The sequence below is a fragment of the Neisseria mucosa genome (assembly GCA_003028315.1).
GTDB classification, from domain to species: Bacteria; Pseudomonadota; Gammaproteobacteria; order Burkholderiales; family Neisseriaceae; genus Neisseria; species Neisseria mucosa.
This window is the reverse complement of the sequence record CP028150.1, coordinates 958,175-972,915: the sequence shown is the minus strand read 5'-3', so window position 1 is coordinate 972,915 and position 14,741 is coordinate 958,175. Positions and strand designations below refer to the sequence as shown.

General features: G+C 54.7%; 12 protein-coding genes and 1 pseudogene. 5 read left to right on the top strand and 8 right to left on the bottom strand.

Annotated features, from left to right (window positions below):
* The first annotated feature begins 24 nt into the window (after positions 1-24).
* On the top strand, positions 25-1,215 hold the full coding sequence (gene hflX, locus NM96_04760) for a GTPase HflX (GenBank protein AVR78742.1): 1,191 nt from the start codon (positions 25-27) through the stop codon (positions 1,213-1,215).
* Between the two features lie 514 nt (positions 1,216-1,729).
* Here hflX and NM96_04755 read toward each other — a convergent pair.
* A pseudogene (locus NM96_04755) lies at positions 1,730-2,038 on the bottom strand (hypothetical protein).
* On the opposite strand from NM96_04755, the gene NM96_04750 reads away from it, so the two are divergent.
* Complete coding sequence (locus NM96_04750; GenBank protein AVR78741.1) at positions 1,949-4,420, top strand: copper-translocating P-type ATPase; 2,472 nt, start codon at positions 1,949-1,951, stop codon at positions 4,418-4,420. The pseudogene NM96_04755 and the gene NM96_04750 overlap by 90 nt on opposite strands.
* Before the next feature lie 81 nt (positions 4,421-4,501).
* On the opposite strand, the gene NM96_04745 is transcribed toward NM96_04750, so the two are convergent.
* Positions 4,502-6,529: a BCCT family transporter gene (locus NM96_04745; protein AVR78740.1), complete on the bottom strand. Its 2,028-nt coding sequence runs from the start codon at positions 6,527-6,529 to the stop codon at positions 4,502-4,504.
* 133 nt (positions 6,530-6,662) lie between these two features.
* On the bottom strand, positions 6,663-6,842 hold the full coding sequence (locus NM96_04740) for a hypothetical protein (protein AVR78739.1): 180 nt from the start codon (positions 6,840-6,842) through the stop codon (positions 6,663-6,665).
* Between the two features lie 166 nt (positions 6,843-7,008).
* On the opposite strand from NM96_04740, the gene nadE reads away from it, so the two are divergent.
* Together nadE and NM96_04730 are read left to right on the top strand one after the other, a co-directional pair.
* Entirely contained in the window at positions 7,009-7,800 is a 792-nt protein-coding gene (gene nadE, locus NM96_04735) for an NAD(+) synthase (protein ID AVR78738.1), read from the top strand.
* Between the two features lie 156 nt (positions 7,801-7,956).
* Positions 7,957-9,981, top strand: coding sequence for a recombinase (locus tag NM96_04730; GenBank protein ID AVR80269.1), 2,025 nt, complete (start codon positions 7,957-7,959; stop codon positions 9,979-9,981).
* 118 nt (positions 9,982-10,099) lie between these two features.
* Here the strand turns inward: NM96_04730 and NM96_04725 are convergent, their stop codons facing one another.
* From NM96_04725 to NM96_04715, 3 genes are all read right to left on the bottom strand, one after another.
* A complete protein-coding gene (locus NM96_04725; protein ID AVR78737.1) occupies positions 10,100-11,131 on the bottom strand; it encodes a Holliday junction branch migration DNA helicase RuvB in 1,032 nt (343 codons plus the stop codon).
* A gap of 71 nt (positions 11,132-11,202) precedes the next feature.
* Complete coding sequence (locus NM96_04720; GenBank protein AVR78736.1) at positions 11,203-11,511, bottom strand: hypothetical protein; 309 nt, start codon at positions 11,509-11,511, stop codon at positions 11,203-11,205.
* A 120-nt stretch (positions 11,512-11,631) separates the two neighbouring features.
* Positions 11,632-12,885, bottom strand: coding sequence for a multifunctional CCA addition/repair protein (locus NM96_04715; protein ID AVR80268.1), 1,254 nt, complete (start codon positions 12,883-12,885; stop codon positions 11,632-11,634).
* Positions 12,886-12,975: 90 nt separating this feature from the next.
* Here NM96_04715 and NM96_04710 point away from each other — a divergent pair, with 90 nt between their 5' ends.
* Positions 12,976-13,161, top strand: coding sequence for a hypothetical protein (locus tag NM96_04710; GenBank protein AVR78735.1), 186 nt, complete (start codon positions 12,976-12,978; stop codon positions 13,159-13,161).
* On the opposite strand, the gene NM96_04705 is transcribed toward NM96_04710, so the two are convergent.
* Both NM96_04705 and NM96_04700 read right to left on the bottom strand, forming a co-directional pair.
* Positions 13,079-14,038 (bottom strand): paraslipin, encoded by a 960-nt coding sequence (locus tag NM96_04705; protein ID AVR78734.1) that lies wholly within the window; start codon positions 14,036-14,038, stop codon positions 13,079-13,081. The genes NM96_04710 and NM96_04705 overlap by 83 nt on opposite strands.
* Positions 14,039-14,247: 209 nt before the next feature.
* Complete coding sequence (locus NM96_04700; GenBank protein ID AVR78733.1) at positions 14,248-14,655, bottom strand: nodulation efficiency NfeD family protein; 408 nt, start codon at positions 14,653-14,655, stop codon at positions 14,248-14,250.
* Positions 14,656-14,741: the final 86 nt, after the last annotated feature.

The following is a 14,741-nucleotide window of genomic DNA, read 5'->3' as shown; positions in this document are numbered from 1 at the left end:
CCTTTGAAAAAGAAAGGATTTTCCTTGTCCAAACGCAACATTTTCCCCGTCGACAAATCTTTGGAGCAACCCGAACGCGTGATGCTGGTCGGGGTGATGTTGAGTGCGGATTATTCGGGCGCGAACGAAGTGCGCGAGCGGACTTTTCAGACGACCTTGGACGAGGCGGCGGAATTGGTCGCGGCGGCAGGCGGCGAGCTGGTGTTGCGGGAAACCGCCAAGCGCGACAAGGCGCATACGGCTTATTTCGTCGGCACGGGTAAGGCGGAAGAGCTGGCGGCGGCGGTGAAGCTGCACGACATCGGCTTGGCGGTGTTCAACCATGAATTGACGCCGACGCAGGAGCGCAATTTGGAAAAAATCCTGCAATGCCGCGTCCTCGACCGTGTGGGTCTGATTTTGGCGATTTTTGCCAAACGCGCCCAATCGCAGGAGGGTAAATTGCAGGTGGAGCTGGCGCAGTTGAACCATTTGAGCGGGCGGCTGGTGCGCGGCTACGGGCATTTGCAGAGTCAGAAGGGCGGTATCGGCTTGAAAGGGCCGGGCGAGACGCAGTTGGAAACCGACCGCCGCTTAATCGGGCAGAAAATCACGGCGTTGAAAAAACAGTTGGCGCAAGTGAAAAAACAACGTGCCACGCGCCGAAAATCGCGGATGGAAGGTCGTCTGAAAACCTTTGCCATCGTCGGTTATACCAACGCGGGCAAATCCAGCCTGTTCAACCGTCTGACCAAGGCGGACGTGTTGGCGAAAGACCAGCTTTTTGCCACGCTGGATACGACGGCGCGGCGTTTGTTCCTGTCGCACGAGGCGGGCGTGATTCTGACGGATACGGTCGGTTTCGTCCGCGATTTGCCGCACAAGCTGGTGTCAGCGTTTTCGGCGACGTTGGAGGAAACGGCTTTGGCGGATGTGCTGCTGCACGTCGTTGATGCGTCCAATCCCGATTTCGAGCGGCAGATGGACGATGTGAATGTGGTTTTGGAGGAAATCGGCGCGCATGAAGTGCCGCAGCTTGTCGTGTACAACAAAATCGACCTGCTGCCGGAAGGCGCGCGCGATGCGGGCGTGTTACGGGACAATTCGGGACGCGCCGTCGGCGTGAATATTTCGGTTACGAAAAGTCTGGGCTTGGATGCTTTGCGCGAGGCGATGATTGAACGGGCGTTGGAAAACGGCGGCAAGAGGTCGTCTGAAAACTGCGAAGCAGAATAAAAACAAGATGTTTTGACTGCCGTTGTTTCTCAATGGGAAGGGAGGCGGGGTGGATTTCGATTTCAATCCATTGTTTGCCGCCGCGTGTTTCAAAAGGTCGTCTGAAAAATAAAGGCCGTTTGGAAAACAAAGATAAATCAGGGAGGGTTTATCTTTATTTCCAAACGGCCGTTTAAAGGGTTTACCGCTTAGAAAGGAAGGAGGCGGCGTTTTTTCATAACGTTTTCGTAAATCATCCATGCCGCCAAGCTTAGGTAGGCGAAGCTGGACAGGATGCCGATAACGGCAAAAATAGGTAGCAGGCGGTCAATCATGATGTTTTCCCGAGTAAGTAGTTAATGGAAATTTTTGTGTAAAAGCGTAATGTTTTGTATTTTTTACCGCACTGTTTGTACGGAATATGCGCATAGTATGCAGCTTCAAATTGAGTCGGTCAACAAAAATGTAGTGCGTTTTTTCAAAAAAGTTCCATTTTTACATTAAAATAATCGGTAAATTCGCACGATATGCGGTATCAGAACGTAACCGTTCGTCTGTTGATGAGCGGTTATATTATTGAAAAATATAAATAAAAGTAATAAAAATATGCAAATTGTTTTAAAATAAACGTTTTGTAAAATATTTTTAAAAATCTGCTAAAAAGCGACACTTTAATAAAGTTTACATTTCTAAACATTTTAAATCCAAGTTTGAAACGGCAAACCATCTGCCGGCACACCATTAGGCACATATTATGAATCAAACGGAAAGAACCTGTTTCCATTGCGGTCTGGAAGTCCCCGAACACCTCCATTTGACCGTCCGCTACGAAAATGAAGACCATGAAACCTGCTGCGCGGGTTGTCAGGCGGTGGCGCAGAGCATTATTGATGCAGGTTTGGGCAATTATTACAAACAGCGTACCGCCGACGCGGAAAAATCCGAACTGCCGCCGCCGGAAGTGTTGTCGCAACTGAAATTGTACGATTTGCCCGAAGTGCAGGCGGATTTTGTCGAGGTCGGGGAAGGGGATGAACGCGAGGCGGTGTTGATGCTGGGCGGCATTACCTGCGCGGCGTGCGTATGGCTGATTGAGCAGCAGCTTTTACGGACGGCGGGCGTGGTGCGCGTGGATTTGAATTACAGTACGCACCGCTGCCGCGTGGTGTGGGACGAGGGCAAAATCGCGCTGTCGGACATTCTTTTGAAAATCCGCAAAACAGGTTATACCGCCGCGCCTTACGATGCGCAAAAAGTCGAGGCGCAGGCGCAGAAAGAGCGCAAACAGTTTATCGTCAGGCTGGCGGTGGCGGGTTTGGGCATGATGCAGACGATGATGTTTGCTGTGCCGACTTATCTTTACGGCGGCGACATTGAGCCGCTGTTTTTAGAAATTCTGCACTGGGGCGGTTTTTTGATGGTGCTGCCCGTTGTGTTTTACAGCGCGTTGCCGTTTTACCGCGGCGCATGGCGCGATTGGAAAAACCGCCGCGTCGGCATGGATACGCCGATTGCGATTGCCGTCGTGATGACTTTTGTCGCGGGCATTTACAGCCTTGCCGTCAATGCGGGGCAGGGGATGTATTTCGAGTCCATCGCCATGTTGCTGTTTTTCCTGCTGGGCGGGCGGTTTATGGAACAAATCGCAAGGCGCAGGGCGGGGGATGCGGCAGAACGGCTGGTGAAACTCGTCCCCGCGTTCTGCCACCGCCTTCCGTCTTATCCCGACAGCGAGGAAATCGAAGAAGCGGCGGTTGTACAGCTTCAGGCGGGCGACGTGATCGTCGTCAAACCCGGCGAAGTCATTCCTGTGGACGGCACGGTGTTGTCCGGCGAGAGCGAAGTGGACGAAGCCATGCTGACGGGCGAGAGCCTGCCCGTCGTCAAAAGGTCGTCTGAAAACGTTACCGCAGGCACGCTCAATACGGGCAGCCCGCTTGTTATCCGAACCGACCGCACCGGCAACAACACGCGCCTGTCGCACATCGTCAAACTGCTCGACCGCGCGCTCGCCCAAAAACCGCGCGCCGCCGAGCTTGCCGAGAAATACGCTTCCAGCTTCGTGTTTGGCGAGCTGCTGCTTGCCATCCCCGTTTTCATCGGCTGGGCATGGTATGCCGACGCGCAAACCGCCTTGTGGATTACCGTAGCGCTGCTGGTTATTACCTGCCCGTGCGCACTTTCGCTTGCCACGCCGACCGCGCTTGCCGCCTCCACAGGCGCGCTTGCCGACGACGGCGTGTTAATCAGCGGCAAACAAAGCCTCGAAACGCTCGCGCAAATCGACGATGTCGTGTTCGACAAAACCGGCACGCTGACCAAAGGACAACTGTCCGTCAGCCGAATCATCCCCTTAGGTCGTCTGAAAACAGCAGAAGCGCTTGCCGCCGCACAAGCCTTGGAACATCAATCCGAACACCCCATCGCCCGCGCCATCTTGAACCACACGCTTTCAGACGACCCCGCCCATGCGCCCGAATACACAGTTTCCCAACGCGTCAACCGCATCGGACAAGGAGTCAGCGCGCAAATGACTTATAAAGACGAAACCCAAGTTTGGGCATTGGGACGCGCCGATTTCGTCGCCGGAATAGCCGGCGTGTTGCCTGGCCAAGCCGCCAACATCGAATACGCAGGCAGCATGGTGTTCCTCGGCAACCAAAGCGGCTTCCAAGCAATCTTCCTACTCGAAGACCAAATCAAAGACAGCGCCGCCGCCATGCTCGACATCCTCAAACAACAAGGCATCCGCACCCACCTGCTCAGCGGCGACCGCACCAATGCCGTCGCACAAGTCGCGCAGGAGCTCGGTTTGGACACCTACCGCGCCGAAGCCACGCCCGAAGACAAACTCGCCTATGTTGAAGACTTGCAGAAACAGGGCAGAAAAGTTTTGATGGTCGGCGACGGCATCAACGATGCCCCTGTCCTCGCCCAAGCCGACGTATCCGCCGCCGTTGCAGCAGGCGCCGATGTCGCACGCGACGGCGCCGATCTGGTCTTGCTCAACGACGATTTGAACATCCTGCCCGCCACCATTGCCCAAGCCCGCCGCACACGCGAAATCATCCGCCAAAACCTCGCCTGGGCAAGCGCATACAACATCATCGCCGTCCCACTTGCCGTACTAGGCTACGTCAAACCCTGGATCGCCGCATTGGGCATGAGCCTCAGCTCGCTGTTTGTAGTGGGCAATGCGTTGAGGCTGTTGAAGAAGAGGAAATAGGTGGTTTGGAGAGGAAGGTCGTCTGAAAAACCGGATTTGGGGTTTTCAGACGACCTTGGTTGCAACTTATTCAAACAAAACTTATTCCGCCAATTCGGTTTGCTGGTGCGACATGAGTTCTTGTCCGACATCGGTCAGGAGGTTGAGGTAACGCTCGTACTGCTTGAGGATGTCGGCGATGAGTTCGCGGCGGTTCATGTATTGCACGTCGTAGCCGCTGCGGCCGTCGAAGAAGTAGGTGTAGGGCTCGTAGGTGACGTTGTGGCGGATGTGCGGGAGGTGGCCGTCTTTGATAAGCTGTTCGGACACTTCGCGCTTGATGGTTTTAATGCCGTACATGAAGTCGCGCAGGGACTCTTTGTGGATGGTGAATTCGACAGCGGGCTCTTCGCGGTCGAAGTGGGTTTGGATGTCGACGCTCAGGCTGTATTTGTCGGACAACTCTTCGCTCAGTTCGCGCATGGCGGGCAGGGCGGTGGTTTTGAGGAATTTGAGGATGTCTTGTTCCTGCGTTTGGTTCAGCATACGCTCGAGCCTGTCCTGCCAGTTGTCGCCGCTCCAATAGACGCTGGAGGGGGTGACGGCGGTCGTGAAGTATTTGTGGTCGGCGTTTAATCCGCGCCATAGGCTGAAACACATGATCAGCATGAGCAGGGCGAAAGGCAGGGCGACGATGAGGGTCATGGTTTGCAGGGTGGGCAGTCCGCCGAAGCGCAAAAGGACGATGGCAGCGGCAGACATCAACAGCCCCCACATCACTGCCTGCCAGCGCGGGGCGGCCACGCTTTTGTCGCGGGAGGCGATGTTGTTGAGGACGTAAATGCCGGAGTCGGCGGAGGTGATGAAGAAGAGGGCGATCACCATGAGGCTGACAAGCCCTGTGAGGGTCGGCAGGGGGAGGTATTCGAGGAAGCGGAAGAGGAGTTTTTCGGGTGTGCCGGTCAATTCGCCCAATGCGCCTGCTGCGGTGTGGTCGTTAATCCAGATGGCGGTGTCGCCGAAAATGGTGAACCAGATGACGCAGAATAGGGAGGGAACCGCCAAAACGCCGAAAATGAATTCGCGTATGGTGCGTCCGCGCGAGATGCGGGCGATGAAGAGTCCGACGAAAGGCGCCCAAGAACACCACCATGCCCAGTATAAGATGGTCCAGCCGCCGAACCATTCGGTATGGTTTTGTTCGTAGCTGTATGTTTTGAAACTGAGTTGTACGAGGTTGCTCAGGTAAGTGCCGAGGTTGTCGTTGAAGGCGGAGAGCAGGTGGAGGGTCGGGCCGGTGGCGAGGACGAAAACCATCAGTACGAAGGCAAGGGTCAAGTTCATCTCGCTCAACATTTTGACGCCTTTGCCTATGCCGGAGGCGGCGGAGGCGACCGCCAAACCCATGACGGCGAAAATCACGATGGTTTGTACGGAAAAGGTGTTTTCGCTTATCCAGCCGATTTGTGCCAAGCCCGCACCCAACTGCGCCGCGCCGAAACCAAGCGTGGTAATGATGCCGAACAGGGTGGCGACCAGCGCAAGTATGTCGATGATGTCGCCTGCCTTACCGTCGATTTTCTCTTTCAACAGCGGATAAAAGCAGGAACGCAGAGAAAGCGGGAGTTTGTAGCGGAAAGCGAAATAGGCGAGCGCCAACGCCATGGCGGCGTAAACCGACCAGGCATGTACGCCCCAGTGGAAGAGGGTGTGGAGCAACGCGTCCTGCTGCCTTGCGCCGCTGCCGCCTTCGGTGATGGGGGACAGATAATGGGTGAGCGGTTCGGCGACACCGAAAAACATCAATCCGACGCCCATACCCGCCGCGAACAGCATGGCGAGCCAAGACCAAAAGCTAAATTCAGGCTCTTCTTCGTTGCTGCCCAGCTTGATGTTGCCGAAGCTGCTGACCGAAAGTGCGAGCAGGAAGAAGAAGAAGGCTGAAAACGCCAAGATGTAAAACCAACTGAAGTTTTTGAAAATGCCCGTTTTGGCGGCATTGAGGACGGTTTCTGCCTGCTGCGGAATCAAAAGCGCGATGCCGATGACCAGCAGCACGAAGGACAGCGTAACGGAAACGACGAAGGGATTGAACGAAGAGCGGTTGCGTAAGAAATGAAATAAAGACAAACCTTGACCTCCTTTGGGATGGTGAGGCAGGCGGATACGGGCGCAAGGCTGTATATGGTTGATTAACAAAAACTAGGAATAAAACATGGTCTGTTGGACAGGGTCCGAGACTTTCCCGATTTTTGGTAATCCACTATAAAACGCAGACAAAAAACGAATGGCGTTTAAACCGTCCTGCCGGATGAAAAACAAGGGAAAAAGAGAGTAAAAACGCACAGATGAATCGGTCGTAATGGGGGGCGGGTGAGACAAATTGGATGATGATTATTTCTTTGTTTGAAGGAATAATAACAAAATCAGGAAATTGTTTCAAATTGGGAAAGATTGTGCGAAATTTCAGCAGGATTTTATTGCTGATGAAAACAGGGGGAAAGTCGTCTGAAAGCTGCGAAACCGATTTTCAGACGACCTGTCCGGTCCATATGCCGCAGCCTCTCAAAATCGGGTATGATTCCCCCTTTCAAATCAGGAGCCTGACTATGCAGACGCAAGCCGTTATCCGCCATATTGCCGACTGGCTGAAAAACTATGCCGCCGCCGCACACGCCAAGGGATTTGTCGTCGGCGTTTCCGGCGGTATCGATTCCGCAGTCGTTTCTGCCATCGCGGCACGGACGGGGCTGAAGGTTCTGCTGCTTGAAATGCCCATCCGCCAAAAAGCCGACCAAGTCAGCCGCGCGCAGGAGCACATCCGCCGGTTGGAACAGGCGTTTTCCAACGTCAGCGGGATGCGCGTGGATTTGACGCCGACTTTCGATACCTTTGCCGCCGATGTCGAGGTCGATGAAACCGAGTTCCCCGCCAAACAGCTTGCGCTTGCCAACGCCCGCAGCCGCCTGCGGATGCTGACGCTTTATTATTACGGTCAGCTAAACGGTTTGCTGGTTACCGGTACGGGCAACAAAATCGAAGATTTCGGCGTGGGCTTTTTCACCAAATACGGTGACGGCGGCGTGGACATCAGCCCGATTGCCGATTTGACCAAAACGCAGATTTATCAAATTGCCGCCGAACTGGACATTGCCGAGTCCATCCAAAAAGCCGTGCCGACCGACGGGCTTTGGGATACCGAGCGTACGGACGAAGAACAGATGGGCGCAAGCTATCCCGAACTCGAATGGGCGATGAGCGTTTACGGCACGCACCGTCCTGAAGATTTTGAAGGCAGGCAGCGCGAAGTCTTGGAAATCTACACCCGCCTGCACAAAGCCATGCAACACAAAGTCAATCCGATTCCCGTCTGCAAAATTCCCGAAGAGTTGCTGAAATAAACAAGGGGTCGTCTGAAAACGGTTTTCAGACGACCTTTTCAAAACAAAGAGGGTTGAAATCGTCAAACATTGCTCCAAAATATCGAATGTGCTTACAGCAGGTTGCATAAATTACCCGAACTTATCAAACCCGCCGTTTTGTGTAAAAATACCGCAATGGAAAAAATTACTCACCAAAATCTACATCCTTTACTTTCCAAAAGCCTGACCGACACCGATTTCGTCCTTATCCTCAACGCCTTAATCAAATTCCTGCGGCGCGACGGCAAAAAACAGGCGGCAGAACGCTTCGACCTGATTATCGCCACGCTCAAACAAGACGAAGAACTCGCAAAAAATTTCAGCGGACGCTTCTACCACTGGCTCTCGCAAGTCCACATCTATCCCGCGCTGATCAAACTCGGCATCTTCTCGCGCCACAGCTTTACCCGCGAGATGGGCATACGCATATACGAACGCTTCAGCCCGTCCTACAAAGACTTTGCCAACCTGCGCGAAGTGTTCCTCTACCTTTTCCACTCCGAAAACGACGACAAATGGCTGCAAACCCTCAGCATCCGCCAATGGTTGAGCCTGTACGACCTGATCCGCACCAGCGCCGATCCCGCCTTGCTGCAAAACGCCTGCCGCCAGTTGGTTGACGCTCGTCTGCGCGCCATCGAAATGCTGGCCATTTGGATTGCCTCCGAAGCCATCGAACCCGACCTCATCCGCATCGCCCCGCGCCTGCTCGAAGCCGATTCGCCCTTCGTCGCCCTCCAGCGCGAAACCGCCAAACTGGTCGAACACTACCGTAACGACACCACCCCTTACGACACCGCCCACCTCGAAGTCATGTTCGACCAGTGCAGCAAGCAAATTGACTATCTGCGTCGCAAAGGAACGGGCGCAGGCTCAGGCTCGTCCGTCAAAGTCGCCCACCTGCTTGAACGGCTCCAGCAGACCATAGGTCGTCTGAAATTGCTCACCGACATCCAAACCGATGCCGGCAACCGCAACCGCCTGACCATTACCCTGATGAACTCCCTCATCTACGCTGCGGTCGAGCAATACAGTACCCGCCACCTGCGCCGCAGCAGCATACGCATGCTCGCCCGCAGCATTACCGAAAACAAAAGCCACCACGGTGAGCATTACATCACCCGCAACCGCAAAGAATATTTCAAAATGTTCTACTCCGCGGCGGGTGGCGGCGTCATCATCGCCCTGATGGCATTGCACAAAATCCACATCGGCACACTCGGCTTCAGCCCCTTCGTTACCTCCTTGCTGTCAGGGCTCAACTACGGCATAGGCTTCATGCTCATCCATATGCTGCACTGCACCGTCGCCACCAAGCAGCCCGCCATGACCGCCGCCAGCTTCGCCGAACAAGTCGATCTCAACGAAGGCGGCAAAGCGGTGGACAACAAGCTCGCCAAGCTCCTTATCGACGTATGCCGCTCCCAAAGCGTCGCCGTCTTCGGCAACGTTTCCATCGCCATCCTCTTGGCGTGCGCCATATCGTTCGGCTATGCCCATCTGCACCAACAGCCCATACTCGATGCACATACCACCGCCTACCAGTTCAAATCCATAGACATTATCGGTCATCCAACGCTATGGTATGCCGCCATCGCAGGCTTGTGGCTGTTCTGTTCCGGCATCATCGCAGGCTTCTTCGACAACCGTGCCGACTACCTCAACCTGCGCCAACGCCTGCCCTTCAATCCCTTGTTGCGCAAAATCATGCGCCCCAAACCCCGCCGCGTCCTCGCCGCCTACATTCACAAACACTACGGCTCGCTGGTCGGCAACTTCATCTTCGGTATGCTCTTGGGCATGACCGGCTACTTCGGACACCTCCTCGGTCTGCCGCTGGACATCCGCCATGTTGCCTTCTCATCCGCCAACCTAGGCTACGCCGCCGTCAGCGGCAACGTCGGCTTTGGTACATTCATGCTCGGCATTTGCAGCGTCCTCGCCATCGGCTTGGTCAACCTCATCGTCAGCTTCACCCTCGCCCTCTTCGTCGCCCTGCGCTCGCGCGGCACGAAAATCGGCAGCGTCGGCAATTTGTGCAAAAGCTTCTGGCAGCAGATTAAGGCAAACCCGCTGATCTTGTTTTTCCCGGTTACGCCGGTTCAGACAGATAAAGACGGCGGGAAAGATACTGCCAAAGAGGGTGAGGACAAACACTAGCTTACGAGAAAAGCACTTGCCTTTATCCTGACTCAAGTCTTCCATTCGAATGGATACAAAAAGGTCGTCTGAAAACCAAAAATCCGGTTTCAGACGACCTTTCTTCATTTCAATACGCTTATTTTTCCATTTTCAAGCCGAAGTGCAGGTAGGCGCGTTCGGTGGCCATTCTGCCGCGCGGGGTACGTTGCAGGAAGCCTTGTTGGATGAGGTAGGGTTCGATAACGTCCTCGATGGTGTCCGTGGATTCGCCGATGGCGGCGGCAACGTTATCAAGACCGACGGGACCGCCGCTGAATTTGTGCAGGATGGCTTCGAGGAATTTTCTGTCCATGACGTCCAAACCTTGCGCGTCCACATCCAGCATGCTTAAAGCGGCATCGGCGATGGCGGCATCGATGACGCCGTTGTTTTTCACATCGGCAAAATCGCGGACGCGGCGCAGCAGGCGGTTGGCGATGCGGGGTGTGCCGCGGCTACGCTTGGCGACTTCCATTGCGCCTTCTTCGCCCATGTCGAGTTGCAGTAATTGTGCGGAACGGCTGACGATGGTGGCAAGGTCTTGATTTTGATAAAACTCCAAGCGGGCAACGATGCCGAAGCGGTCGCGCAGTGGGTTGGTCAGCATACCTGCGCGGGTGGTCGCGCCGACGAGGGTGAAGGGCGGCAGGTCGATTTTGACGGAACGGGCGGCAGGGCCTTCGCCTATCATGATGTCGAGTTGGTAGTCTTCGAGCGCGGGGTAGAGGATTTCTTCGACGACGGGGCTGAGGCGGTGGATTTCGTCGATGAACAATACGTCGTGCGGCTCGAGGTTGGTCAGAAGGGCGGCAAGGTCGCCGGCGCGTTCGAGGACGGGGCCGCTGGTTTGGCGCAGGTTGACGCCCAGCTCTTTGGCGATGATGTGCGCCAGCGTGGTTTTGCCCAGTCCGGGCGGGCCGAAGAGCAGGGTGTGGTCTAGGGCTTCGCCGCGTTTTTTGGCGGCTTGGATAAAGATGGCGAGCTGTTCTTTGGCTTTGTCCTGCCCGATATAGTCGTCCAGCGTTTTAGGGCGCAGGGCGCGCTCAAGCAACTCTTCCTGCGAGGAGATGCTTTGGGCGGTGATGATGCGCTGGGGTTGGGCGGCGGTCAGGTTGTCGGTTTGCAGCATGGGTTTTCCGATGGGTTCGGGGTCGTCTGAAAAGCGGTTTGCCGTTTTCAGACGACCTTTTTGAAAGGGGTTTAGCCGCGTGTTTCGCGCCAAACAAGGTAATCGCGCAGGGGCGGCATGGGCGGGTTGATGCAGTGGGGGCAGATGCCTGTGGTGTCTTCGTCGTCGCTGTCGATGTGGTAGGCGTTGGGGTCAAAGCGCACCTGCTGCATCACCGCCTGCGCCAATGCCTGCGCCTGAACGACGTCGAAGGTGAATTTTTCGAGGATTTCGTTCAGCAGGCGGATTTCGCCTTCGCTGAATTCTACGCTGTGTTTGAGGATGAGGCGTTGGTAATCTTCGTTGTTGATTTTGGGCAATAAATCGGTCTGAATAGTCATGATTTTTATGGGTGTAACGAAATAGCTGAGAGGCAGATTATAGCGGATATGGCGGCGGCTGTTTCAAAGCTTGGGTTGGGTATCGTCCTCAAAACTTTAAAAGTCGCTGCATTGGGCGTTTTAATGTCTTTCTGTTTTGTCTTGCGCCGCCTGATATGTTTTTTGCAAAGGAGCAATTTCTGTCAACCGCGCCCGGTCGATTTCTTCGGCGATAAGGTGGGCTTTTCCCTGTGCGCGGCATTCGGCGGCGATTTTGCCTGAATCCACTTGGTTGGCGGCTCCGAGCAGGGCGAGCCAGTGCGCGCGTTGCGGGTAGGGCGTATTTTCGCGGTTCAGACGACCTTGCGTATCGGCAATACAGACGTTTAAGGCGGCGGCGAAGCGTTCGGGTCGTCTGAAAGCGTCGGTTTTTTTCAAAACGTTCAGAATGGTTTGGCTTTTAAGCTGTCCGACTTGGTGGAAAATAATGTGCCAGCGGCAGACCAGCTCGGCAAGCTCGGCGCAATGCTTCGGCGCGCGCAGCCGCTGATTGACTTCGCGTACGGGTTCGACGCCGGCGAGGTCGTGTCCGTGGTGGCGCGGCAGGATGTCGGGCGGGGTTTTGGCTTTGCCCAAGTCGTGCAGCAGGGCGGCGTAGCGTTCAGGCAGGCTCAGCCCCATATCGGCGGCGCGTTGCAGCGTCATCAGGGTATGGATGCCGCTGTCGATTTCGGGATGATAGTCGGCGCGTTGCGGCACGCCGAAGAGGGCATCGACTTCGGGCAGCAAGACTTCGAGCGCGCCGCATTCGCGCAATACTTCAATCATCCTGCGGGGATTTTTTTCCATCAAACCTTTAGCCAACTCCTGCCAGACGCGTTCGGCAACCAAAGCGTCCGCTTCGCCGTTTTCCACCATCTGCCGCATCAGTTTCATGGTTTCTTCGGCGATTTCAAACCCGTAGCGCGCAGCAAAGCGGGCGGTGCGCAGGATGCGGACGGGGTCTTCGGCAAAGGCGGGGGAAACATGGCGCAAAATGCCCGCTGCCAAATCCTGTTGTCCGCCGAAGGGGTCGATGATGAGGTCGTCTGAATCCTGCGCCATCGCGTTGATGGTCAGGTCGCGGCGCATCAAATCCTGCTCCAGCGTAACGTCTTTGTCGGCGTGGAAACTGAAACCGGCATAGCCCTTGGCGGTTTTGCGTTCGGTACGGGCGAGGGCGTATTCTTCGTGGGTGTCGGGGTGGAGGAACACGGGAAAATCTTTGCCGACCGGCTGGAAGCCTCGCGCCAGCATGGTTTGTGCGTCAGCGCCGACGACCACCCAGTCGCGGTCTTTAACGGGCAAACCTAAAAGATAATCGCGGACGGCGCCGCCGACGAGGTAGGTTTTGATGGTGTGTGTTTTCTGAGTCATTGAATTGGTCTTGGGTAACAATCAGAATGTCTTGAAGCTTGGTCAGATGGGCATCCTGTCTGCCATCATGTGAATAAAGGTCGTCTGAAAAACGGTTTGGCGAAATCCGCTGTTTATGGTAGCGAAACGCGTTGCACTCGTTTTCAGACGACCTTGTGGCAAAACGTAAGGTTTATTTTGCCGCTTTGTTGCCGTCCACAATCTTCAGTCCGGCTGAAACCAGGCTGCCGATGTCGGCGACGTTGGCAGGCATAATCAGCGTGTTGCTTTCTTTTGCCAAATTGCTGAAGGCGGCGACATATTGCTCGGCAACTTTCAGGTTGACAGCTTCTGAGCCGCCCTCTGAGCGGACTGCCTCGGCGATTTTGCGAATGGCGTCGGCGTTGGCTTCGGCAACCAGGCGCAGGGCTTCGGCTTCACCTTGTGCGCGGTTGATGCGGGCGATTTTTTCACCGTTTGACGCGTTGATGGCGGCTTGCGCTTCACCTTCGGACTGTTGGATTTCCGCTTCACGCTGACCGCTGGCAAGGTTGATTTGCTCGATTTTGCGGCCTTCGGATTCGGCGATGCGGGCGCGTTTTTCACGCTCGGCGGTAATTTGCGCCTGCATAGAACGCAGGATTTCTTGTGGCGGAACCAAGTCTTTGATTTCGTAACGCAATACTTTCACACCCCATGCGCCTGCCGCTTCATCAAGCGCGGAAACGACGATGCTGTTGATTTCGTCGCGTTCTTCAAACGTTTTGTCCAATTCCATGCGGCCGATAACCGAACGCAGCGTGGTTTGGGCAAGTTGGGTAATCGCCATGATATAGTTGCTGGAGCCGTAAGAAGCGAGTTTCGGATCGGTTACTTGGAAGTAGATGATGCCGTCCACGGTAAGCTGGGTATTGTCGCGGGTGATGCAGACTTGGCTGGGAACGTCCAAAGGCACTTCTTTGAGCGAGTGGCGGTAGGCGACGCGGTCAACGAAAGGAATCAGGATGTTCAGACCGGCGGTCAGCGCGTTGTGAAATCTGCCGAGGCGTTCAACGACGTAAACTTCCTGTTGCGGCACGACGATAAAGGCTTTGAAGCCGAAAATTACAACGACAAGCAACAGGATGACGGGAAAGCTGTATAAAAATTCCATTGTTTTTTCCTTATGCGGTGAGAGCAAAGATTAATATTTTATAGTGGATTAAATTTAAATCAGGACAAGGCGACGAAGCCGCAGACAGTACAAATAGTACGGCAAGGCGAGGCAACGCCGTACTGGTTTAAATTTAATCCACTATAATAGGTGAATATTTTTAGGAAGGGTAATCAATTCGCCCATGATGCTCCTTTTGATTTTATTAATCAATTGAAACGAATGAGTAAAACATTACCGTTTTTACCGGTAATCACGGCGGTAGAGGTCGTCTGAACGGCATCGGCATTTTCAGCCTGCGCCTGCCAGTACGTTCCCCGATACGAAACTTCATAGCAATCGCCGTGAAGGCGGCGGAGGATTTGAACGGTCTGTCCGATGTCCAAATCATCGTTCAATTCTTGGCGGGGCGTAGTTTTTTTGAATTTACTGTGTACCACCCAGATACCGACGGCGGACAAAACGGCTGCCGCAGCGACGGCAATCGAAGTATTACCGGTCAGCCCATACACCAATCCTGCGCCAAACAAAGCCGCACTGACAACCAAGAGATATACAGTACCGACAAACAGCTCGACAATCAGGACGGCGGCAGCGGCAATAAACCAAGTGGTCATGCGGGATTCCTTTCATTATCAATGTAAATGTATAGGGACAGGCTTCATCATAGCCGTATCGCAGGTAATATTCAAACGGCTTTGAC